Source organism: Pandoraea sp. LA3, from assembly GCF_022696215.1.
GTDB classification, from domain to species: domain Bacteria; phylum Pseudomonadota; class Gammaproteobacteria; order Burkholderiales; family Burkholderiaceae; genus Pandoraea; species Pandoraea capi.
Map to the genome: position 1 here is coordinate 76155 of NZ_PTPY01000029.1, position 21233 is coordinate 97387.

At 60.4% G+C, this 21233-nt stretch carries 20 protein-coding genes, 1 tRNA gene and 1 riboswitch; of the genes, 9 read left to right on the top strand and 12 right to left on the bottom strand.

Annotation, left to right across the window (positions count from 1 at the left end):
* Nucleotides 1-8: 8 nt before the first annotated feature.
* The 4 genes from C5N93_RS09785 to bluB are packed head-to-tail and all read left to right on the top strand — an operon-like array spanning nt 9 to nt 3090.
* Nucleotides 9-518 (top strand): cobalamin biosynthesis protein, encoded by a 510-nt coding sequence (locus C5N93_RS09785; protein WP_242559169.1) that lies wholly within the window; start codon nt 9-11, stop codon nt 516-518.
* The gene (gene cobO / locus C5N93_RS09790) at nt 505-1107 is read left to right on the top strand and encodes a cob(I)yrinic acid a,c-diamide adenosyltransferase (RefSeq protein ID WP_242559114.1); all 603 of its coding nucleotides are present in this window, start codon (nt 505-507) and stop codon (nt 1105-1107) included. The genes C5N93_RS09785 and cobO overlap by 14 nt, the downstream gene beginning before the upstream one ends.
* A 2-nt stretch (nt 1108-1109) precedes the next feature.
* Nucleotides 1110-2423 (top strand): cobyrinate a,c-diamide synthase, encoded by a 1314-nt coding sequence (locus tag C5N93_RS09795; protein WP_242559115.1) that lies wholly within the window; start codon nt 1110-1112, stop codon nt 2421-2423.
* The gene (bluB, locus tag C5N93_RS09800) at nt 2407-3090 is read left to right on the top strand and encodes a 5,6-dimethylbenzimidazole synthase (protein WP_242559116.1); all 684 of its coding nucleotides are present in this window, start codon (nt 2407-2409) and stop codon (nt 3088-3090) included. The genes C5N93_RS09795 and bluB overlap by 17 nt, the downstream gene beginning before the upstream one ends.
* A gap of 1000 nt (nt 3091-4090) precedes the next feature.
* On the opposite strand, the gene C5N93_RS09805 is transcribed toward bluB, so the two are convergent.
* The 6 genes from C5N93_RS09805 to C5N93_RS09830 all read right to left on the bottom strand — a co-directional run bounded on the left by C5N93_RS09805 (nt 4091) and on the right by C5N93_RS09830 (nt 9614).
* Nucleotides 4091-4801, bottom strand: coding sequence for a hypothetical protein (locus C5N93_RS09805; protein WP_242559117.1), 711 nt, complete (start codon nt 4799-4801; stop codon nt 4091-4093).
* A gap of 8 nt (nt 4802-4809) precedes the next feature.
* Nucleotides 4810-6645, bottom strand: coding sequence for a 3'-5' exonuclease (locus tag C5N93_RS09810; RefSeq protein WP_242559118.1), 1836 nt, complete (start codon nt 6643-6645; stop codon nt 4810-4812).
* A 317-nt stretch (nt 6646-6962) separates the two neighbouring features.
* Nucleotides 6963-7532 carry a cysteine hydrolase family protein gene (locus C5N93_RS09815; protein ID WP_242559170.1) on the bottom strand — a complete coding sequence of 190 codons (570 nt, stop codon included), beginning with the start codon at nt 7530-7532 and terminating at the stop codon, nt 6963-6965.
* Between the two features lie 115 nt (nt 7533-7647).
* Nucleotides 7648-8154, bottom strand: a complete 507-nt coding sequence (locus C5N93_RS09820; protein WP_242559119.1) for a 6,7-dimethyl-8-ribityllumazine synthase — start codon at nt 8152-8154, stop codon at nt 7648-7650.
* A 70-nt stretch (nt 8155-8224) separates the two neighbouring features.
* A riboswitch (FMN riboswitch) is annotated at nt 8225-8380 on the bottom strand.
* Between the two features lie 156 nt (nt 8381-8536).
* Nucleotides 8537-9160, bottom strand: coding sequence for an alpha/beta fold hydrolase (locus tag C5N93_RS09825; RefSeq protein ID WP_242559120.1), 624 nt, complete (start codon nt 9158-9160; stop codon nt 8537-8539).
* Between the two features lie 172 nt (nt 9161-9332).
* Entirely contained in the window at nt 9333-9614 is a 282-nt protein-coding gene (locus C5N93_RS09830; protein ID WP_242559121.1) for an OsmC family protein, read from the bottom strand.
* A gap of 359 nt (nt 9615-9973) precedes the next feature.
* Between C5N93_RS09830 and C5N93_RS09835 the strand changes: the two genes are divergently transcribed.
* Nucleotides 9974-10453, top strand: coding sequence for a carboxymuconolactone decarboxylase family protein (locus C5N93_RS09835; protein WP_242559122.1), 480 nt, complete (start codon nt 9974-9976; stop codon nt 10451-10453).
* Between the two features lie 73 nt (nt 10454-10526).
* On the opposite strand, the gene C5N93_RS09840 is transcribed toward C5N93_RS09835, so the two are convergent.
* From C5N93_RS09840 to C5N93_RS09855, 4 genes are all read right to left on the bottom strand, one after another.
* Entirely contained in the window at nt 10527-11576 is a 1050-nt protein-coding gene (locus C5N93_RS09840; RefSeq protein WP_242559123.1) for a LysR family transcriptional regulator, read from the bottom strand.
* A gap of 163 nt (nt 11577-11739) precedes the next feature.
* A complete protein-coding gene (locus C5N93_RS09845; protein ID WP_242559124.1) occupies nt 11740-12621 on the bottom strand; it encodes an RNA polymerase sigma-70 factor in 882 nt (293 codons plus the stop codon).
* Between the two features lie 95 nt (nt 12622-12716).
* Nucleotides 12717-14180, bottom strand: coding sequence for a dihydropyrimidinase (hydA, locus tag C5N93_RS09850; protein ID WP_242559125.1), 1464 nt, complete (start codon nt 14178-14180; stop codon nt 12717-12719).
* Between the two features lie 100 nt (nt 14181-14280).
* Nucleotides 14281-15195 carry a bifunctional riboflavin kinase/FAD synthetase gene (locus tag C5N93_RS09855; protein WP_242559126.1) on the bottom strand — a complete coding sequence of 305 codons (915 nt, stop codon included), beginning with the start codon at nt 15193-15195 and terminating at the stop codon, nt 14281-14283.
* A 291-nt stretch (nt 15196-15486) separates the two neighbouring features.
* On the opposite strand from C5N93_RS09855, the gene C5N93_RS09860 reads away from it, so the two are divergent.
* From C5N93_RS09860 to C5N93_RS09875, 4 genes are all read left to right on the top strand, one after another.
* The gene (locus tag C5N93_RS09860; protein ID WP_242559127.1) at nt 15487-16431 is read left to right on the top strand and encodes an NAD(P)-dependent oxidoreductase; all 945 of its coding nucleotides are present in this window, start codon (nt 15487-15489) and stop codon (nt 16429-16431) included.
* Between the two features lie 105 nt (nt 16432-16536).
* On the top strand, nt 16537-17805 hold the full coding sequence (locus C5N93_RS09865) for a styrene monooxygenase/indole monooxygenase family protein (protein WP_069341523.1): 1269 nt from the start codon (nt 16537-16539) through the stop codon (nt 17803-17805).
* Nucleotides 17806-17821: 16 nt separating this feature from the next.
* Nucleotides 17822-18355, top strand: coding sequence for a flavin reductase (locus C5N93_RS09870; protein WP_242559128.1), 534 nt, complete (start codon nt 17822-17824; stop codon nt 18353-18355).
* A 187-nt stretch (nt 18356-18542) separates the two neighbouring features.
* On the top strand, nt 18543-19913 hold the full coding sequence (locus tag C5N93_RS09875; protein ID WP_347403301.1) for a cytosine permease: 1371 nt from the start codon (nt 18543-18545) through the stop codon (nt 19911-19913).
* A 99-nt stretch (nt 19914-20012) separates the two neighbouring features.
* Here C5N93_RS09875 and C5N93_RS09880 read toward each other — a convergent pair whose 3' ends face one another.
* Both C5N93_RS09880 and C5N93_RS09885 read right to left on the bottom strand, forming a co-directional pair.
* Nucleotides 20013-20726, bottom strand: coding sequence for a GntR family transcriptional regulator (locus tag C5N93_RS09880; protein WP_242559130.1), 714 nt, complete (start codon nt 20724-20726; stop codon nt 20013-20015).
* 238 nt (nt 20727-20964) lie between these two features.
* Nucleotides 20965-21041, bottom strand: a tRNA-Arg gene (locus C5N93_RS09885).
* Nucleotides 21042-21233: the final 192 nt, after the last annotated feature.

The window sequence follows — 21233 nt, forward strand, 5'->3', positions numbered from 1 at the left end:
GCCCCGGCATGATCGACGGTGATGATGCCGGCAGTGAGATCGCCGGGATTTCCCGACGCCCCACGGCGCAGCGCCCGCTCAGCCTCGGCATCGGTTTTCGGCAAGGCGTGACGACAGCGCAGATCGAAGCCGCGGTACTCGCTGCACTAGGCGCGCGTTCGCTTGCCGAGGTCGACACCCTCGCGACGCTCGACAAGAAGGTCGGCGATCTGGCTCTCGTGCGCTTCTGCGAGCGCCACGGCATTCGTCTGGCAGGCTATGCGCCTGCGCAGATCGAGGCGTGTCTCGACGCGCATCCCCAACTGCCCCGCTCCGACACCGTGCTCGCCCACGTGGGTGTGCGCGCGGTATGCGAGCCTTGCGCCTTGCTGGCATCGTCCGGCGGCACGCTGCTCACGAAAAAAAAATACGCCGACGACGGCATCACCGTCGCCATCGCGGTGACGACCACCAACGCCGCCTCAGACAACCCTCAGCACGACGCTCAACCGGAGTCACGAAACGATGAAGACAGATAGCGAATCCCACCTGCGCATGACCCAGCGACGTCGCGAAGGACACGAAAAAAAGCAAGCTGCCGCGACGACCGAAAAGGGCCTGCTGATCGTACATACGGGCAACGGCAAGGGCAAGAGCACGGCGGCGTTCGGCATGGCCGTGCGCATGCTCGGTCACGACCAGCGCATTGGCGTGGTGCAGTTCATCAAGGGCGCGCTGCATACGTCCGAGCGTGACTTTCTCGGCAGCCACCCGCAGTGCGACTTCATCACGATGGGCGACGGCTACACCTGGAACACGCAGAACCGCGACGCCGACATCGCTACCGCGCGCAAGGGCTGGCAAGCGGCCGTCGACATGATCGAGAGCAGCAACTACCGCATGGTGATTCTCGATGAGCTCAATACCGTCCTGAAGTACGAATATCTGCCGCTCGACGAAGTGCTCGGCGTGCTCACCGCACGTGGCGAAATGCAGCACGTCGTGGTCACCGGCCGTCATGCGCCGGACGAACTGATCGAAGCGGCGGACCTCGTCACCGAGATGCGTCTGGTGAAGCATCCGTATCGCGAGCAGGGTGTGAAGGCGCAGCAGGGCGTCGAGTTCTGATCATGGCGTCGTGCCCCGCGCTGTTCGTGAGTGCGCCTGCGTCCGGTCAGGGCAAGACCACGGTCACGGCCGGTCTGGCGCAATGGCATCGCGAGCAGGGACGCCGCGTTCGCGTCTTCAAGACCGGTCCCGACTTTCTCGATCCGAAGATTCTCGAGCGCGCCAGCGGGGCGTGCGTCCAGACGCTCGATCTGTGGATGGTGGGCGTTGCGCAATGCCGTCGCCTGCTGGCGGAGGCTGCGCGCGAGGCCGACCTGATTCTCATCGAAGGTGTGATGGGACTGTTCGACGGCACCCCGAGCAGCGCCGATCTGGCGATGACGTTCGGTGTGCCCGTCGTCACGGTCATCTCGGCGAAATCGATGGCGCAGACGTTCGGCGCGATTGCCTCGGGACTCGCCCACTACCGGCCGGGGTTGCCGATGCATGGCGTGCTCGCGAATCACGTGAGTTCGCCGCGTCATGCGCAGTTGTTGCAGGAGGGCATGCCGACGGACTTGCGATGGCTTGGGCATCTCGCGACATCGGCGCAGATGACGCTGCCCGCACGACATCTCGGCCTGCATCAGGCCGATGAGATCGATCGGCTCGATGCCCGGATTGCCGCGACCGCGCAGGCGCTCGCCGGCACCGCACTCGCCGACCTCCCGCCGCCGGTCAGCTTCGACGCGCCGACGTTGGACGCGATGCCGGACATCCCGAAATCTCTCGACGGCAAGCGCATTGCCGTCGCGCGTGACGCCGCGTTCTCGTTCATCTACCCGGAGAACCTTCGTCTGCTGGAGACGATGGGTGCACATGTGACGTATTTTTCGCCGCTCGCGGACGATGCCGTGCCCGACGCGACGGATGCCCTGTTCCTGCCCGGCGGCTATCCCGAACTGCATGCGGCGCGGCTTGCAGGCAACGCGCTGAGCGCTGCGAGCGTGCGTGCGCATGCGGCGGCAGGCAAGCCCATCGTGGCCGAGTGCGGCGGCATGCTGTATCTGTTGGAAAAGCTGACGGATGCTGACGGCGTCTCGACATCCATGCTGGGCATTCTGCCCGGGCACGCCACGCTGCAAAAGCGCCTCGCCGGTCTCGGCATGCAGGCGCTGGAGACATCGCACGGCACGCTCAGGGGGCACACCTTTCACTACACGCGCATGGCCACGTCGATGGCGCCGATTTACCACTCGACACGGCCCGGCAGCGCTGCCAGCACGACGGGTGAGCCGGTGTACCGTCAAGGCGCGATCGTGGCGAGCTATCTGCACGGCTACTGGCCGTCGAACCCGGCGCTTACTGCCGCACTCTTTCATGGCACAGCCTTTTAGCGAACGCGAACGCGCCGCCGTCTACCGCGCGATCTACGAGCGGCGCGACATGCGCCATTTCGTACCGACGCCCGTCGATCCCGAGGTCCTCGCAAGACTGCTCGACGCGGCGCATCATGCCCCGAGCGTTGGCTTCATGCAGCCCTGGCGCGTGGTGCGGGTGACGTCACCCGCCCTGCGTTCGGCGTTGCACGATGCAGTCGAACGTGAGCGGCACAAGACGGCTGACGCACTCGGTGCTCGCCGCGACGAATTCATGAAGCTCAAGGTCGAGGGCATGCAGCAGTGCGCCGAGATCCTGGTGATGGCGCTGATGGACGGACGCGAGCGTCACGTTTTCGGCCGACGCACGTTACCGGAGATGGATCTGGCCTCGGTATCCTGCGCGATTCAGAACCTGTGGCTGGCCGCCCGCGCGGAAGGTCTGGGCATGGGATGGGTGTCGATCTTCGATCCCGACGAGGTCGCGCAACTACTGGAAATGCCAGCGGGTGCAAAGCCGGTCGCAATTCTCTGCCTCGGACACGTGACCGAGTTCTACAACGCCCCGATGCTGGAACAGGAAGGCTGGGCGTCTCGCGCCCCGCTGGACGAATACGTTTTCGAAAACCGATGGCCGTCGGAAAAGGACACTGCGGCGAGCGACCCCAGTAGTGCAGCGGAATGATGTGGGTGATGCCGCAGAGAATGAACGGCGGCTTTGGGCCGATTGCCGACGGATGCGGAGGGCCGTTCCCGCCCCACAACAGCCAGTTAGCGCTCCCCCTAAAGCAGCCATTAATATTTGAGGGAAGTGTCTCCTGCGATCATTCATTCACTTGTTTTGGGATACAAAGCTTATCGCAGTTTCACGAATGAGCATGGACTCCGCCGTGGACGCCAGTTCATGCAGTGTGTCGACTAGCGAAGCGTCCCCAACATGTTGTATGCCTGCATTAAGCAGTCGGCCAACCATGAGGACGCCAAATTCGCTGGGCTGTCGCATAAGGGAACGAAGAAGCTCTCGTTCATAATTTGGCAGCGACTCCAGTCCGTGTAGAACGCTCCACATCACGCCGCAACCATCCTCCTCTGGGTAGCGCTCGAACAGACCCAGAAGCTCGGGTATCGCCTGTTCCGGATGCCCCGCCTGCCAGAGTTCCACAAGGAGTGAATCCAAGGAAAGCCAGTTGTCCTCTCTAGGAGTAAACGTAGCGATGTCACGGGCGATGTCTACGGTGGTTCGAGGCATAGGAAGACAGCTATCCGATATCTATTTAAGAATCAGAGTTTATCTCGACCGTCCGCTACTGGCCGGTTCCGGTCATTTGTGAAGCTGTTCGGCCCACATGAGGCAGTCGCTGCTATCGACCTGCGATGGCCGGTATTGAGGATGGAGCGGCTTTTGAAACCCGCCACGTTTTAACGCTGGATGTCAGGCAAGCGGTCGCTTGAACTCGCCCCAACCGCTACATTCGCTGTGACCCTGGTTAGCAAGTACCTATTGCGACAGCCTGTTCGCGTGGCAGAAATCTGCCATGCATGGGTCGCCGGTTCGATAGAACGAGACTATGACCGTTCCAGATCGACGACTCCCCGCGTCTGCGAAATGTGCTTGACTGGTTCGTGGATAGCGAGCTGCGGATCAAGCATCTTCTGATGCTCGATCAGAACTCGGCGCGGCTGGCTTAACGGCCGGCTCGCTTGCGAGCAGTGAGGCTGTACTCGAGCAACGCAATCGTACGATCCATTTCTTGCGTCAGCCCATAGCTGAGCAGGTTCAGAAAGTGGAACGCGGGCACAAGCAACGCAAAGCTTTGGACCCATGCATTGAGATGCCCCCATGCCGGGATCATGAGCATTGCAAAGGCAACAAGGGCGGGGAAGAAGCCAATCTTGTCCAACGCCCCCGCCAGCATCATCCCTCGCTTCTCAAATGCGTTGCGCTGATGTCGGTAGTGCGCAAGCACATACTCGACAGCCTCACCGTCACACTCCGTCAACTCCAGCACCATCGGCAGGTCCAATGCCATGTCGTCATCTAAGGCCTCGAGCAAAGGCGAGAACGGCGTTCGGTACAACGCTCGGAAGAATGGGACGGAGAGCACGACGGGGGAAATGAGCAAGGCAATTCCCAGCAGCGTGACCAGAATGCTCATGGCAAGGACGGTTTGTGCCAGCGCAGGGCTCTCGAAGATGCGGCTCACGATAGCGAGCACCACGCATTCAAGCAGGCCAATCACGCCCAGGGTACGGACCAGCTTCTCGGCATTCTCTACACGTGCTACCCACCGGCTTTTAGGGCGCTCTGGGCGTTTTCGGGTAGTCAGCCTTCGGACAATCCCTTTCACATGGTCAAGATCCTGCCTGCGAATTGTTGGACGAACACGTTGATCCATGCGGCCTTTCAGTTCACGGTGGGTTGTGGGGCTGCTGGAAACAGCCTCTTCACGAACAGGGACTCGCCGCTGCCCGTCACAACCAATTGATGGGTGGCCCGCGTCGCTGCAATATAGAACAACCTCGCCTCCTGTTCGAGATCGGCTGCTTCAGTCGACAGCAGCCCCACCCCAGGGATCGCAACAAAGGGGTATTCGAGTCCCTTGCTGGCATGCATGGTCAGCACCGTCACGGCATCGGCAGTCGGTGAATAGGACTTCTTATCACGTTGCTGCCATTGGTACGGAATTTTGGATCGAACCAATGAATCGACACAGGTCTGCCCTACCGACCAGGTACGATAGACGATCGCCATGTCCTGCCATGCAACTCCTTGTTGATGAGCTTGCTCCAAGCAGCGAGCGATCTCAATCGCCTCGTCTTTGATGGATGGCAGCTTGATAAGATGTGGAGGGGGGCCGTCACGCCCACAGCTAACCGGACGAATCAGCGGTACGCCATCGTCATCGGTGGCCTTCGGGTCTAGGATGTCCTTGGCAATCAGCGCTGCCAGCTCGAGAATCTGCCGAGTATTGCGGTAGTTGATCTTTAGAATCGTCGTGCGCCCCTGAGCCTGCACACCGACACTCTTGAAGCTGAAACCTCGGTGGCTTGACCGCTTGAAGATCGACTGCGCATCGTCATACAGCACCAACAAGTGATTGCTCTCGGGCGATATCATCTGCACCACGAGCTTAAACCAACCCGGCTCAAAATCGTGCCCTTCATCAATCAGCACGGCACCGTACTGATTGCTCGGGATATGTCCACGGTCGACACTGTCGATCACGCGCTGGACCAACGCTGGAAAGAATGCATCTCCTTCCGCACTGGGCCGAGGCTGGTTGTAAGCCTTTAGTTGATCGAAGCACCAACCGTGGAAGTGGCGAACGGATACCTTCTCCGACAGGCCCTTGGCCTCCATCCAACTTTTCAACCGCTTGGACAACGGCTCACTGAAACACAGAATCAGAACGGGCTTCTCGGACGCACCGGCGAGGTACTCGGCACGGTAACCAAGAATCATCGTCTTGCCAGATCCCGCCACGCCGTGGATAACGCGATGACCGTCCCCCAAGCTTCGTGCGAGCTGCTCCTGCTGCATGTCCATCACTGCCATAATATCTGGCAACTCAGGCTCATCGCCAAACAGTTCCTGCTGCTTGGCCGAGACGCGAATCTCTGGAAAGAGAATCCAGCGCACCCGGTCGATCTGCGGCAAGGTCAACTTATCTCGAAACCGATACGGGAACATGTTCCACAGGCGCTCCTGAAAACGCTCTGCATCCTCCGATTCAGTCATCTCATCGGAGCAGATCACACGATCCAGCGGAATCGCATTATCCAACTGCCCATCCATGAACTGCTTACGCGTCATGAACGGAAACACCACACCGTACGCCCACGGAAACCGCAGCTTCCCTTGATACGGGTGCCCCAGAGAATTCACAAGCTGCGGATCGCGCTCGAGGGCGCGGACGATACCCGTAATGTAACGCCTGGCCTGTTCAAGCGGATTAGTGACCTCTTTCGGACCAAAATCACCGTGGATGATCCAATCGCCTGGCGTTGCAACATTGATGGTGCTTGGTCTCCAATCCTTCACTTCGAGCACAAGCAACCCATGTGATGGGTGTAGGATTACAAAGTCCGGATATTTGTCGAGCGAGGCGATACGCACGTCGTACCAAACCTTGTAATCGTCATCCAGCTTCTGTTCAAGTCGTTCGGCAAAGCGCCTCTCACCCGGCCACATTCTGCCAAGACAAGAGGAGAGCGAAGGCACAATGGTTGCCGTTGCCATAAACCAAGGTCTTATAAGTTAGGTTCACTAATCTACCACGCTCCAAAGGAGTTGCTGATGGGCTTTGTCGTCGTCAACCCATCCCGGACGGCACGCTGATTCAGGAGTCGGCCAGCCACAAGGGATTTGTGCACAAGGATGGCAGCAACACTACGACGATAGCGGTAACGTCCGGAAGCAAAGACGCGTTGGCGCAGGGGACCGCTTCCGGCCGATTTTGGTCACTTCTGAAAACTGTTTCCACCCCGACTTGACGTTCGGCAAGTCACCCTTCGAGTATCGTTTTCCCGACGTCGAACGGCCGTTGCAAACCTGCTTTAACTAACCGTGCCTAATAACGCATCGGCAGTCGTGACGGTGCAATATTCGGTGTCCAGATTGGCGAGTGACATCGCGTGAACCTCTTCGGCGCTTCGTTGTGTCCCGTTCCAGTCTGTCCGCGCAAACGTGAAACAGCCGTCAGACACGAGCCATGTCTGGAAACCAAGGTTACCGGCCATGCGGACAGTGGCTTCCACTGAATTATTGGTGATGACGCCCGCCACAACCAACGCGTCGAGGCCTCCGGCTCGAAGCCGATCTTCCAGGTCGGTTCCGATGAACGCACTGTTCGTCTGCTTCGGGATGACCAGTTCCCCCGCCACCGGCGCTGTCTCTGGCTTGAATGCATGTCCTGGCTGGCCCGGCCGGTAGTGAGACGCGGGATTTGTGGAGTCGTGCCGAACGTGCCAGACAGGCCAACCCTGGCAACGCCAGTGAGCCAGCAATCGGCCGACTTGTCGCTCGGCATCGGGGTTATTTCGCTCGCCCCAACTGGGGTGGTCGATCGCGCGCTGCAAATCAATCAGCAAAAGGACTGCGCCGGGAGCAGGAAGTCGGGCTGGCATGTGTTCAGATGTGGAAAGCGACATTCGACGATACAAGAAACGGACGTTCGATTTGAAGCGAACGTCCGTTTTTCCTTTTGTTGAATTACCCGGTTCGGCAAGGCGCGGACGCCATTCAGGCCGCGTGCTTCATTCCACCGAAAGCTTCATCTTTCAGCGACATCACCTTCTCGATGGTGTCAGAGCATGCGTGCGCTAACTCTCTGCCCTTAACCAAGAAGTGCTCTCGAAAGAAGTTGTTGTGTTCATCCGAAGTGTGGAAATGATGCGGTGTCAGAACCGCAGACAAGACGACAACCTCGGTTTCAAGTTGCACCTGCATCAGCCCGGAAATAACGGCTTGAGCGACAAACTCGTGGCGGTAAATTCCACCATCGACGACCAATCCCGCGCAGGCAATCGCCGCATACTTGCCGGTCTTCGCCAGCAATTTCGCGTGTAGTGGAATTTCGAAGGCCCCCGCCACCTCAAAGAAATCGCAGTTGGATTCGGCGATATTTGCCTGAGCCAGGCCTTGAACAAAAGCAGCCCGGCAATTGTCCACGATGTTCTTATGCCAACTGGATTGAACGAAAGCGATGCGACGACCGGAAACAACGGAAGGATTTTGAAGTTGGGTCATGGGTTGATCCTGTGTGAAATTAAACGGGCGCACAGGGCCAAGCCGCGCGCTCGAGGCACGCAACCCACAACCCCGCTCTCTCTCATCCGGACTTTAACCGTCGGCCTCGGGATCACACCGAGTCTGCTGACCTTCCAGGGAATGACATCCCAAGAAGCGCTCGCGGGCTACGTATATTTATACGATTACCGCCGGTGGGGAATTTCACCCCGCCCTGAGAACGAAACAGCATCAAATGCTGCCTGGGGAATCTATCACAAATGCATTGGCGAAATGATCACCTTTTGCCGCGGATTCGACCGGCCCGGACAGTCGCAGTCAAACTCGCGCGGGCGCCCACCACGATTAGCGAGTGCGACACCGAAACGATGCAACACCAACCTTAGTCACCCGCGCGGATCCGCGATAGGTGGGCATCGACAAGGCCCGCGAGTTCCGACGCGTGCTCATGCGCCAGATCATGATTACCCCCTGGGACAACGTGCAACCGTGCGTCAGGCAGCAGTTCGCGCAACCGCTGGCCAACCGCTAGCGGGCTGATCGGGTCGGCATCTCCCCAAAGCAAAAGGACAGGCTGTGCAATTCGGCTTAGCTCGTCAGTCAGGTCAGCGGTGAACGACGTGAACCAGTTCGGGAAAGACGGATTGGCATTGATAAATCCGCTTTGCCAGTCTGCCGCACCCAGCGCGCGTGTATCGATGCCACCAGACGTCACCGTCAAAACAAGATGGGTTATCAGATCAGGCCTTTCCAGCGCTGCGCGAATCGCTAACACCCCTCCCATCGATTGAGCAATCAAGGCCGTGGGTTCGTCGATGTGAGAGACGACCCTTCGAACGAGATCGTCGATGTTGTTGACATCAGGTGCCGGGGGCTCCTGACCGAACCCCGGATACGGAAGGATGACTTTGCTGGCGGGGGTGATCAGCAAACTCGCGAGCGGCTGCCAGAACGCGGTGTTTCCGGATGCGCCCGGCAGGAAAAGCAGTTTCGATGGAGCAGGCAAGCGTAGATTCTCCGTGTCTGGAATATTCGATCAGGCAGGTCAACGAGGCAAACGTCGGGGACCAGAAACCGATCACCCATCAGTTCAATAGCATCCCGCCAATCGGTGCAAGTTGGCGCATTGCCGACGAGAGGGCTTCGATGGTTTGGTCGCCCATGATAAATGCCCCCTATCAAGGCGTGACGATTGCCGCCGGACGAATCGCGATGGGCTTGCCCAGTGTCTGCGCAACGGGTGATGCTCGCACCGCCTCACGAGCGAGTGACTCGTGCGCCGGGGAGGGTGCTGTCGAGAAGTGAAGAGACACGTCGAATGCGGTTTCGTGGTCTTGCCTGTCGATCGTCACTTCGACTGTGACGGCGGGAAGTGTCGCACCTGCGCGCTCGGCAGCCATATCGATGGACATACGAATGCACGCTGCAAGCGCACTTTCCAGCAACTCATGCGGTCGCATGCCCGCACGCCCACCTTTCCCACCCTTTTGCGTATCCGAGGACACCAGACAACGCCCATTGGTCAATTGGACGCCATATGGCTCGCCCTGTCGTGTTGCCGTGATCATGATGGTATCCGTGGCGTCGAGAACTATTGCCAGTGTCTGCGCACAGCGCTGGCTTAGGAAGGCAAGTCGTTATCCCGGTATGGTTTGTGACAGGCTTCGGACGGGGGATTGTTGCCGCCAGGGCAACATGGTGCGCCCCACGCCGGATCTTCTGTCATTCGGTGTCGACACCTAAGATGAAGAGGCTGTTTCATGCCTTAGCGCCCTGACCGAACCGTGTCGGGACGCGTCACCCCATCGAGGTCGCCACCATGAGTCAACGTCTGAACGCTTTCGCCCAATCGCCCGAGCTTTTCAAGAAATTTGTCGAGTTCGGCATGTTGCTGAAGTCGAGCACCGTCGAATCCTCCATCCTGAGCCTGATCGAGATTCGCGCATCGCAGATCAATGGCTGCGGCTTTTGCCTCGACATGCACGTGAAAGAGGCGAAGATTCGCGGTGAGCGCGAGCTTCGCCTGCATCACGTGGCGATCTGGCGCGAATCCCCGCTGTTTTCCCCGCGCGAGCGCGCCTGCCTGGCATGGACCGAAGCCCTGACGACGCTGGCCCCGCACGGGGTGTCCGACGACGTCTACGAGCAAGTGCGTGCGCACCTGTCCGAGAAGGAAATTTCCGACCTCAGTTTCGCCGTCATGGCCATTAACGGCTGGAATCGGTTGAACGTCGGCTTCCGTACGGTGCCCGGCTCGGCCGACAAGGCATACGGCCTCGACAAGGCGAATCTCGCTTGAACACGCGTCACGGCGACCGGCGACGACACCGGCTATCGCCGGTCGTCGCCCACGCGACGCGTCAGCTTGCGGCTTACGCCTGCTTCAGCAGCACCCCGTCGAAGACTTGCAAGTCCAGCGAGCGGATGCGCTCGGTCATGTAGTCGATGAACACGCGCATCCGGGCCGGCAGGTGCTGACGGCTCAGGAAACACAAGTAGTGCCCATAGTCGTCGGGCGCGTGTTGCGCAAGGCATGCCATCAACGTTCCTGCACGCAGATGGTGGCTCACCTGATAGGCCGCCATCTGCGCAATCCCCTGACCGTCCAGCACCGATTGCAGGACCAGATCGGCATCGTTGAACGTCAGCATGGCGTTCGGCGCGACCTTGAGCGGACGGCCGCCCTTCCTGAACTCCCATTCGCATAATCGACCGGACGCCAGCCGGTAATTCACGCAACTGTGATCGGCAAGCGTCTCAAGACTCGTCGGCAATCCATGTCTGGCGACGTATTCGGGCGACGCGCACAACACCATCTGCATGGGAATCACCTGCTTCGCGATGACCTGACTGTCTTCCATGCGGCCGTTGCGAAACGCGATATCGACGCCGTCGGCGGCCAGGTCGACAGGTGCGTCGTCAAGCAACAATTCAATAGCGATATCCGGATGCGCACGACGGAATCCGGCGAGGAGTGGAGCTACGACCTGCCGGCCGAAGCTCGCCGTCGACGACACGCGCAATCGCCCGGACGGTGGGCCTTCGCGTAGCTCCCGCATGTCGTCGAGCGCCTGCACGATGCGCGTCACGCCGGGATGACATTCATCGTAAAAACGTTGTCCTTCGGGCGTGAGCGAGGTGCTGCGCGTGGTGCGCACAAATAGCCGGACGCCCAACTGCGCCTCCAGCTTTTGTACGCTGCGACTGACCGCCGAGCGGCCGATGCCCAGCCGGTCGGCAGCCTTCACGAAGTTGCCTTCCGCCACGACGGCGAGAAACGCCACGACACCGGCATAACTTGTGGCGAAACTGTCCGCCAGCGAATCAGCGCGATGGGTACGATCGGTGCCAGCCCGGCCGGGCAGCGTGCTCGGCCCCGTGACGGAGGGTTTGACCGGCAGCATTGAGAGGGATATCGACATGATGGCAAACCCGCGGTTTGTTGACCATACCGCTAAGACGAGCCACCGGATCGATTTGTGACATCGAATGAAAAAAATCTCGCGAGGCCTTACCTCGTGTCAGACGAGTCGCATGGGATGTGTCGCTCGGACGTAGCCCCTGCCACCTCAGACGCGTGCCATCTCAGCGCCGTGCCAGCGCCGCCGCGATCCCTGCCAGCTTGTCCGGGTTGCGTTGCGCGAGAATGCGCGTCAGGCGTTCGCCGTCGGTCTCATATGCGAGCACCGACTCCAGTTGCCCATCGATGAAGCGTAGCAGCGCCCATTCGCCGTTGACGAGTGCCACTTCGACCCGCAGCGCGTCGCCATAACGACGCGTGCCCGCGAAGAAGAGCTGCGCGAGCCGCTTCCCGCCGACCAGGCTGCTGAAAGCCGAGACCTTGCCGCCACCGTCGCCGATGAGTTCTGCGTTGTCGCTCAGCAGCGCGTGCAGCGCATGGAAGTCGCTGCGCTGCATCGCGTCGGCGAAGGCTGTCAGCAAACGATGCAGCGTGGCGCGCGGCACTGACTCGCGTGGCTTGCCGTCGCGCAACGTCTCCCGCGCGCGTCGTACGAGCTGGCGGACGGCCGCGGGCGTCTTCTCCAGCGTTTGCGCGATGTCGTCATACTCGGCGTCGAACACATCGCGCATCAGAAAGGCAGCGCGAGCGTCCGGCGAGAGACGTTCCAGCGTGTAGAGAAAGGCGACGGAGACGTCTTCGGCGAACTCGTGTACCTGCTCCGGCGTCGGCGGCGCCTCGGCCATCAGCACCGGCTCGGGCAGCCATACGCCGGTGTAGTGCTCGCGCTCGGCCTTGGCCGCGCGCAGGCGGTCGATGGACAGGCGTGTCGTGATCGTGACCAGCCACGCTTCGGCGCTCTCTACCGCATGCGGGTCGGTGTTGTGCCAGCGCAGCCATGCATCCTGCACGACGTCCTCGGCTTCCGCTACGGCGCCCAACATGCGATACGCAATCGCTTGCAGGCGCGGACGGTGACGCTCGAAGAGGAGTGCGGAGTCGGTCATGTCGTGGCGAAGGCCAGAAAATGTGCGGGCAGTGCGCACGCGCAAGGCTGCTCATTTTGCCGCAGCACGACCGCCCCGACAAGAACGACGCGCGCTCAGACCTCATCGAAAAAACCTGGCCCCGCACCGCGACCAGGACGGGGTCCGAGGGTCGGCGAGCCACATCGCAGAAATTTCCCGTGCCCCGGCTCGCCGGTGAACGACTCACCGTCCCACACGACCTTGCCCCGGCTCATGGTGAGCCCCGGCCACGCCTTGAGCTGCATCCCTTCATAAGGGGTGTAGTCGGCCCCGTGGTGGAGGTCGGCATTCGCAATCGTTTTCGCCCGCTCGTCCCAGATCACGAGATCGGCATCCGATCCGATCGCAATCGCGCCCTTCCTCGGATGAAGGCCATAAGCCTTGGCCGGGCCCGTGGCCGTCAGTTGCACGAATCGGGGCAACGTAATGCGTCCCGCAAGAACCCCCTCCGAATAGAGCAACGCCATGCGCGTTTCAATGCCCGGCATGCCGTTCGGAATATGCCTGAACGGCTGTTCGCGCCCGCCCGGGCGCTTCCCGTCGACGCCGTCCATCCGGAACGGGGCATGATCCGACGAGAAAACGGAGAAGAGACCTTCATTGATGGCGTTCCAGATCACTTCCTGATTTTGCCGGTCCCGAGGCGGCGGACTGCACACGCAACGGGCCCCGTGATAGCTGTCGTCGATACCGAGATCGTCGGCGGTCAGGAACAGATACTGCGGACAGGTCTCCGCGTAAATGGAAAGCCCCTTGCCGCGTGCCGAACGAATTTGCTCGACGGCTTCACGCCCCGACACATGCACGATAAGAATCGGAACGTCGATCAGTTCCGCCAGCGCAATCGCCCGGTGTGTCGCCTCACGCTCCACCAGCATCGGCCTCGCGTGGCTGTGAAAACGCGGTGCGGTACGTCCCACGGCTTCCAGCTTGCGCGTCAGCCATTCAATGCAATCGGAGTTCTCCGCATGCACCATGGCCATGGCACCCGACTGGCGCGCGACCGCCAGCAGATCGAGGATCTGAAAATCATCGAGCTTCAGGTCTTCATACGTCATGTAGATCTTGAAGGACGTATAGCCGTTCTCGATGAGATGCGGCAGCTCCGTTTTGAGCAGGACTTCGGTGGGATCGGTCACGATCATGTGAAAGGCGTAATCGATGCATGCCCGCCCCTCGGACTTTGCGTGATACGCCTTGACGGCTTCGGCGAGCGAAGTGCCGCGACGCTGCACGGCGAAGGGCACGATGGTCGTCGTTCCGCCACAGGCCGCCGCGCGGCTTCCGGTCAGAAAATCGTCAGCCATTCGCAGCGGCGGCTCCATCGGTTCATCCAGATGGCAGTGCGCATCGACCCCGCCCGGCGTCACGACGCGGCCCATGACATCGATCTCGTGCGTCGCGGATGGCAAGTTCGCCCCGAGCGCCGCGATTTTGCCGTCACGAATGCCGATGTCGGCCAAAAAGACATCGGACGCCGTTGCCACGCGTGCGTTCCGAAGCACCGTATCGAACTCAAAACTGCTTTGTCTTTCCATGACCGGCATCCTTTCGATTCAATGAATTTAAACAGGATTACTAAATTAAAATTCGCGAGGACCGCGTTGCAACCGCAATACAGGACCACTGACGGCTCGATCAAACGCTGCGTCCGGCCATTTCCATGGCATCTTCCTCGTGGGCAAGACACGTGTCGTCCGAAGGAAAAGCGCGGCAAGGCGCCAGGATCCGGATGCGAACCGCCCTGCCGACCGGCAGCGGCGCTTCACCGTCAAGAAAAATTTCCGCAATGCGCTTTTCCCGATGGGTGGCGCCCGGCACGCCACTCAACGCCACGACACCCGTAACGACCGCCCCGTCGTTGAACGTGATTTGCGCGTTGAATAGCCCGACCAGACTCGGGCGAACATAGCCAACCCTGACGCGCAACCATCGCTTGCCGTCACGCGCGCCGGCTGCGGCCAGGACCGTGCCGGCAAACGCAAGGTCCCGCCCCAGCAAGCGCTCCGCTTCGCGCATGTCTCCCCGGCCCAGGACCTGACGGATCGTCGAACTGGAAATGGGTACCCCCCGGTCCAGCACCGTGTCGCTCCGGCTCACGGTAAACGAATGCTGCTCGCCGGCCTTTGCCAGAAGCGCGAAGTCTCCCGCCCGCTTTGCACCGAACCGGAAGTCCTTGCTCACCTGCAACCAGGCAATGTTCAGGGCGCCGACCAGCACGTCCTCGATGAACGCCTCCGGCGTCAGACTCGCGAACGCCGTGGTGAAGGGTTGCAGCACGACGTGATCGACGTCGCACGTTTCCAGCGCCAGCAGCTTCTCGCGTACCGGAAGAATCTCCGAAGGCGCACACGCCGGCGTGAGCACCGCTTTGGGATGCCGGTTGAACGTCAGCACGACCAGCGCGATCCCCAGCCTCGCCGTTGCGACGCGAGCATGCCAGAGCACCGACTGGTGCCCCCGATGCACGCCATCGAAGTTGCCAATGACAAGGCCGCATCGGGCCTTTGCTCGCCCCTCGGCAAATGTCGAAATGCCACGACTCACTTTCATTCCGATCACTCCGTTCCGTACATCGACTGCGTTTGCCGCTGGACGAAACACACGCAATCTCGTGATCTTTCCAGCCCTCGCGCGGCCCCGGCAAACGCCTCGCCGTCTCATGGAAGGAGTGTACGTCAAATATCGAAACATGTTTACATTGATGTAAACAACAACATAATCGTAAACCAGAATTTTTTCTCAGTTGAAAATAAATATATTGTTAACAACACTGTTTACATGATCTAGCCTGCATGCGGGGCAGCCATTCAGTAAGAGAGAGACAAACTCAAAGGACAGACGATGACGAATTCGAAAGCCGAGACCATTGTTGTGACCGGCGCTGCGGGACTGCTGGGTGCCGCAGTCGCGCGCAAGCTCAAAGACAGAGGAGACGATGTCATTGCCATCGACAGAACCGGTGGACACAGCATCGATGGACTGGACGTGATTCGATGCGACCTCACCGAGATCCATCGCCTTCATGAACTGACCCGCAAGGGCGTCTCGGCCATCATCCATTGCGGCGCTTACTCCGGGCCCATGGTGGCGCGCGACGAGCCTTATTCGATGGTGCAGGTCAACATCGTCGGCACCGCGAACATGCTGGAGATCGCGCGGATTCATCAGGCGCGACGGTTTGTCTTCTGCTCGTCGACGAGCGCCTACGGACACATCGCGCTTCCCGAGGGCGGCCGTATCGGCGAAGACTCGCCGCTGAAGCCGGAAAGCCTCTATGGCGCGAGCAAGGTCGCGTCCGAATACCTCGTCGAGAGTTACGCGAAACAGTACGGCGTCGATGGCGTGAGCGCGCGCATTTCGTGGGTGTACGGCCCGCGCCGCACGACGGACTGCGTCATCCGCACGATGCTGACCGACGCCCTTCACCGCCGCCCGACCCGCATGCCGTTCGGTAGCGACTTTCACCGCCAGTTCATCCACATCGACGACGCCGCCAACGGCTTGATCCGCGCACTCGATGCGCCAACGCTGCCGCGTCGCACCTACAACATCACCGGCGGATCGCGCGTCACGTTCAGCCAGATCGCGGAGATCGTGCGCGCCGTCGTCCCCGAAGCGGATATCCAGTTACAGGCGGGCCCCGATTGCCTGGACGAGAGTCAAGGGTTGTTCGACATTTCGGCGGCGCAACGGGATCTGGGCTACTCCCCGCAAGTCAGCCTGGAGGCAGGCATCGAACGCTACGCCGCCTGGTTGCGACAACAGAGCACCACCACAGGAGGCTGAACGAACGAATAGTTTGAGTGCTTGCTACGACGCCTCGTCAGGGTTTCGAAAGCCCGACGCAACGGCCGTCAACCGTTTCATCAAGACGACAATGGAGATGAATTAATGAAGAAGATTGCGATTATTGGTGCTGGTCCCGCAGGATGCATTCTGGCTTACGCGCTGCTCAAATCGAACTACGACGTCACGCTCTATTCGGATCGGTCCCCCGATCAATGGTTGAATCACTCCAAGCCCACGGGTTCGGCGTACCTGTACGACGAAGTGATCGAGATCGAACGCTCGCTGGGCATGGATCACTGGTCGGACAAGTCTTTCCGTGGGCATGGCTTCCTGCTCGACACCCTCGCGACGGTGGGCGGTCCGCGTACGGCAGTGCAGGGACGCACCGAGTACGGTCGTCGTGGAGCGGCAATCGATCAGCGTATGCGCGTAAGCCGCTGGCTGGAAGATCTGGAAAGCCGTGGCGGCAAGCTGGTCATCGAGAGCGTGACGCTTGAGCGCATGGACGAGATCGCCGCCACGCACGACCTCACCGTGCTGGCCGCAGGCAAGGCCGACCTCGCGGCATGCATCCCGCGCCACGCGGAACGCGCCGTCTACGACCGTCCGCAGCGCAACCTCGCCATGGCCGTGGTTCAGAGCAAGTCGGGCAAGCACACCGAATGGTTCTCGGATCGGGTGCCGTACGTGCCGGTCAAGTTCAATCAGTATGGCGATGTGGGCGAGTACTTCTGGGTGCCTTACGAGCACAAGACCGCCGGCGCCTCGTTTGCCATCCTGCTCGAAGCTCGCCCGGGCGGCATGATGGATCGCTTCGGCGACTGCAAGACCGGACAGGATGTGGTCAAGGCCGCGTGCGACATCATCCGGGATACGGCACCGTGGGAAGCGCATATTGCCGACGACATGACCTACGTCGAAGGCGACCCGCACGCATGGCTGGTCGGCCGATTCTCGCCCACCGTGCGTCAGGCGTTCGCCAAGATGCCGTCCGGCGGCTACGTGATTCCGGTCGGTGACACGGCGATCACGTTCGACCCGGTCTGCGGACAGGGCGGACAGTTCGCCAATCGCAGCGCCAACTTCCTTGCCGAAGTCATCGTGGCGCGAGGCGAGCATCCCGTGACGGAACAGTGGCTGACGCAGATCAACGACGACCTCTGGGAAAACTATGGCCGTGCAGCCTACAAGTTCAACCATCACTTCCTGGAACCGTTCGACTCGGCCGGCGCCAGCGTGATTGCCACGGCGGCACAGAATCTCGACGCAGGCGATGCGCTGTTCAACGGATTCGCTCGCCCGGATCGCATGCTCGACACCTTGCTTTGCCCGCAACAGGCACAGGCATTCGTCGAGCGCTATCAGGCCTGACAGGCGCGGAGACGCAATGGACACTTCCACTTACGAAGGCGATCTCTCACGACAGCAGTTCCGCGACGGCATGTCCCGGCTCGGCGCTGCCGTGAACGTGATTACGTCGGACGGGCCTGCCGGAAAACTCGGTTTTACGGCGTCCGCGGTATGCAGTGTCAGCGATACGCCGCCAACCCTGCTGCTGTGTATGAATCGCTCGAGCCTGCAGAACTTGCCGCTCAAACAGAACGGCGTGTTCTGCGTGAACAGCCTGTCGGGTCATCAGCAGCATCTGGCAGACACCTTCGCCGGCGTCGGTGCGTTATCCATTCCCGAACGTTTCGAGAAAGCCGAGTGGACCACGCTCGCGACCGGTGCGCCGATCCTGCGCAACGCTGTCGTGTCGTTCGACTGCCAAATCAAGGAGGTCTCGGAGGTCGGCACGCACTCGATCATCATCGCGAGCGTCCTTGCCGTCGGGCTTTGTTCGTCGGCCGCGCACGGGCTGATCTACTTCGGCCGTCGTTACCACGCGCTCTCCGAAGCGCCGGCCGTTGCCGTCAAGTAGCTGCGTCGTTGCCAAGGCATACGACGGTTCCGTAGTTAGCTCAGGATTCGCTCGGGCTAGCGGCATGGTGCAAGGTTCGGCCGTTTCAATCATCTCGATCATTCCGATCGCCATGATCGTTAAGGCCGCAACCTTGCATCTGGTCGACATTGGAGGAGCGAACCTCACTTTATGAAGCAGGTGACAAATGAACTTGCAGCCTTCCAATGAAGAACAAAACAGCGATTTCGCCGATCGCCCGATCCCTGAAGACCAACGGATGAACAAAGGCCCGCTGACAATGGCGTGGTGGGCCGCATGCAGTTCGATGTGCTGGCTGGTGTTCTCGGCGACGATGGCCATCAACTTCGGTACGGTCAACGCCCTGATCGGCCTTGGCCTGACGGTCATTTGCTACAGCATCGTCAACGGCATCATCGCCAGATACGCGATCAACTCCGGACTGTCCGTCGCGCTGTTCTCGCGGATTCTGTTCGGCCGGTCCGGCGCGGCACTGGCGACACTCATCTTCTTTGCCTGCGCCACGTACTACGGGCTGTTCGAAGGGTCGGTGATCAGCATTGCACTGCACTCGTTCGTTCCCGCCGTGCCGCAAAAGGTGATGAATCTGTTCGTGGTCGTGTACAGCGTCCTTCTGGTATTCGGCAGCGTTCAGAAATGGCTCGACAAGTTCAACGGCGTCTTGCTGCCGTTCTATCTGATCGGGCTGGTCACCGCAACGGCGCTGACCATCTACGACGTGGGCCTGACGACCCAGTGGCTTCATCTCGGCCCGGCACACCCTTCGCGATTCGGATGGTTTTCATCCTTCGCGTATCTGATGGGTGTGTGGATCATGATGATGTTCACCTTCGATTACGCTCGCTTCGGCAAGAAGCGCGACGTCAAGTATCACGCACGCCTGAACTTCGGATGGCCGTTCTACTTCTTCACGTTCTTCGTGAACGGGCTGGTCGGCATTTTCCTCGTGGGCAGCCTGTCGTCCGGCGACAAGGTGTCGGAACTGTCGGTCGTTTTCGCCATCCTGAAGCTCATGGGCGTGGGCGGTCTGTTCTTCGTATGGGTCAGCCAGACGCGGATCAACACGGCCAATTTCTATCTGGCTGCGGTCAATCTCCAGTCGCTGCTTCAGACGATATTCTCGCTAAAGCTGCCGCGCTTCGTCTGCGCCACGGTCATCGGGGTGCTGATCTACCTGCTCATGCTGCTCAATGTCTTTGAATACATCTTGCAGGCACTGGCTTATCAGGGAGTGATCGTGGTGGCATGGGTGTCGATCGCCGTCATGCATATCGTCGCCACGCGCCATTCTCAAGGGGCACAGGGGTCGCAGGGATCATTCACGCAGGAGTGGGAAGACAGTTCGCAGTCGTCGTTCAATTTCCCGGGCATTGCCGCCTGGGCGGTTTCGACGGCCTGCGGGATCACGATCATGGAATGGGGTGGCGCGATTGCCGACTTCTCCGGCCCCATCACTGCCGTGACGGCCTCGCTGCTGTATGGGTCACTGAAGTTCGCGCTCCCGCCGAAGGCGAGCGTCCCGTCGCCTTCCGTCTGAGGCGTCGGAACCCTTAGCCGCGGTTCTCGCGCAACGCCGTCGGCGCCTGTCCCTGGCCGACGGCGTTGCCGTAACCGGGGACCGTGGGGACCGCTGCCGTCAGGCAGCACTGCCGAAAATCGCTTCCAGATCGGCTTCTTCCGACGCCGCGCCGAGATCGAGCGAATGCTCGACATGGCTCAGATGTTCGAGAATGATCGTGGCCGCCGTCTCGCCATCGTTCGCGGCAAGCGCCTTGACGATGCGTTCGTGTTCGTCGGCACGGCAGCTCTCCACGACCGGCGCGTTGTACACCAGAATCACCAGGCAGGTCAGCGTGGACAATTCGCGAAGGCTGCGGATGAACGATGAATTACCGGCGAGCGACGCCGCCAGATTATGAAACTCCCCCGACAGACGAATGACGGCGCGTTTGTCGCCTGACTCGCGCGCGTCCATCTCCTTGCGCAGATGCGCCTGAAGCGCCGCCAGCTTCTCGTCGTCCATCTCCTGCGCCAGACGCCGCATGACCGCCGGTTCGATGACGCGGCGCGCCTCAAACACATCGCGCGCCTGATCCACCGATGGCTTCGCCACGAACCAGCCCTTCTTCGGATAGACCTCGACAATCTGTTCGTACGCCAGCTTGCTCAGGGCATCTCTGACACGCGCACGATTGGCATTGAAGATGGCCGCCAGCCGCTCTTCGGCAAGCTTGGTGCCGGGCGTGAGCCGATGCTCCAGCAGGGCTAGGTAGATGCGCTCGTAGATCTCTTCACTCGTGCTTTCGGTAGGCTTCGGTGCGGCGCGAGGTGAACGGGAGGCTTTGGACATGTTGGTTGGAGTCGAGACCTGGACACAGACGACGCGCGAAGAAAACGAACGGACTTCAACGCGATACGCACAGCGCGGGCCGATGATTTTTGTTCCTAGATTATACGCATCGACAGCAAAAATCCGCTGGTATAGCGGTATCTGCAACGCGCGTCGGCGTATCGATGTCACCGGGATTTCACCGCGCGTCAACACCGGGAGGCGTGATCGCAACGTTTGTGGGAAGTCTTGCCGTGATTGGCCTGCCCAGAGGGATTCGAACCCCCGACCGTCGGCTTAGAAGGCCGATGCTCTATCCAACTGAGCTATGGGCAGTGCGCTTGCGACATGCTGGCGGCGATCTGATATCGCTGCCGGAGAGGCCCGGACACGACGTAATGCGTCACATCCGGGTAATCGGCGATTATAGCGCACGTGCATGCCAAATTCATGCGAGGCCCTTCGGGAGTTCTCCCCCTTTGCGTGCCAGCGCGTTCGCATCTAGACTTCAGACGTGGAGGAACGCGC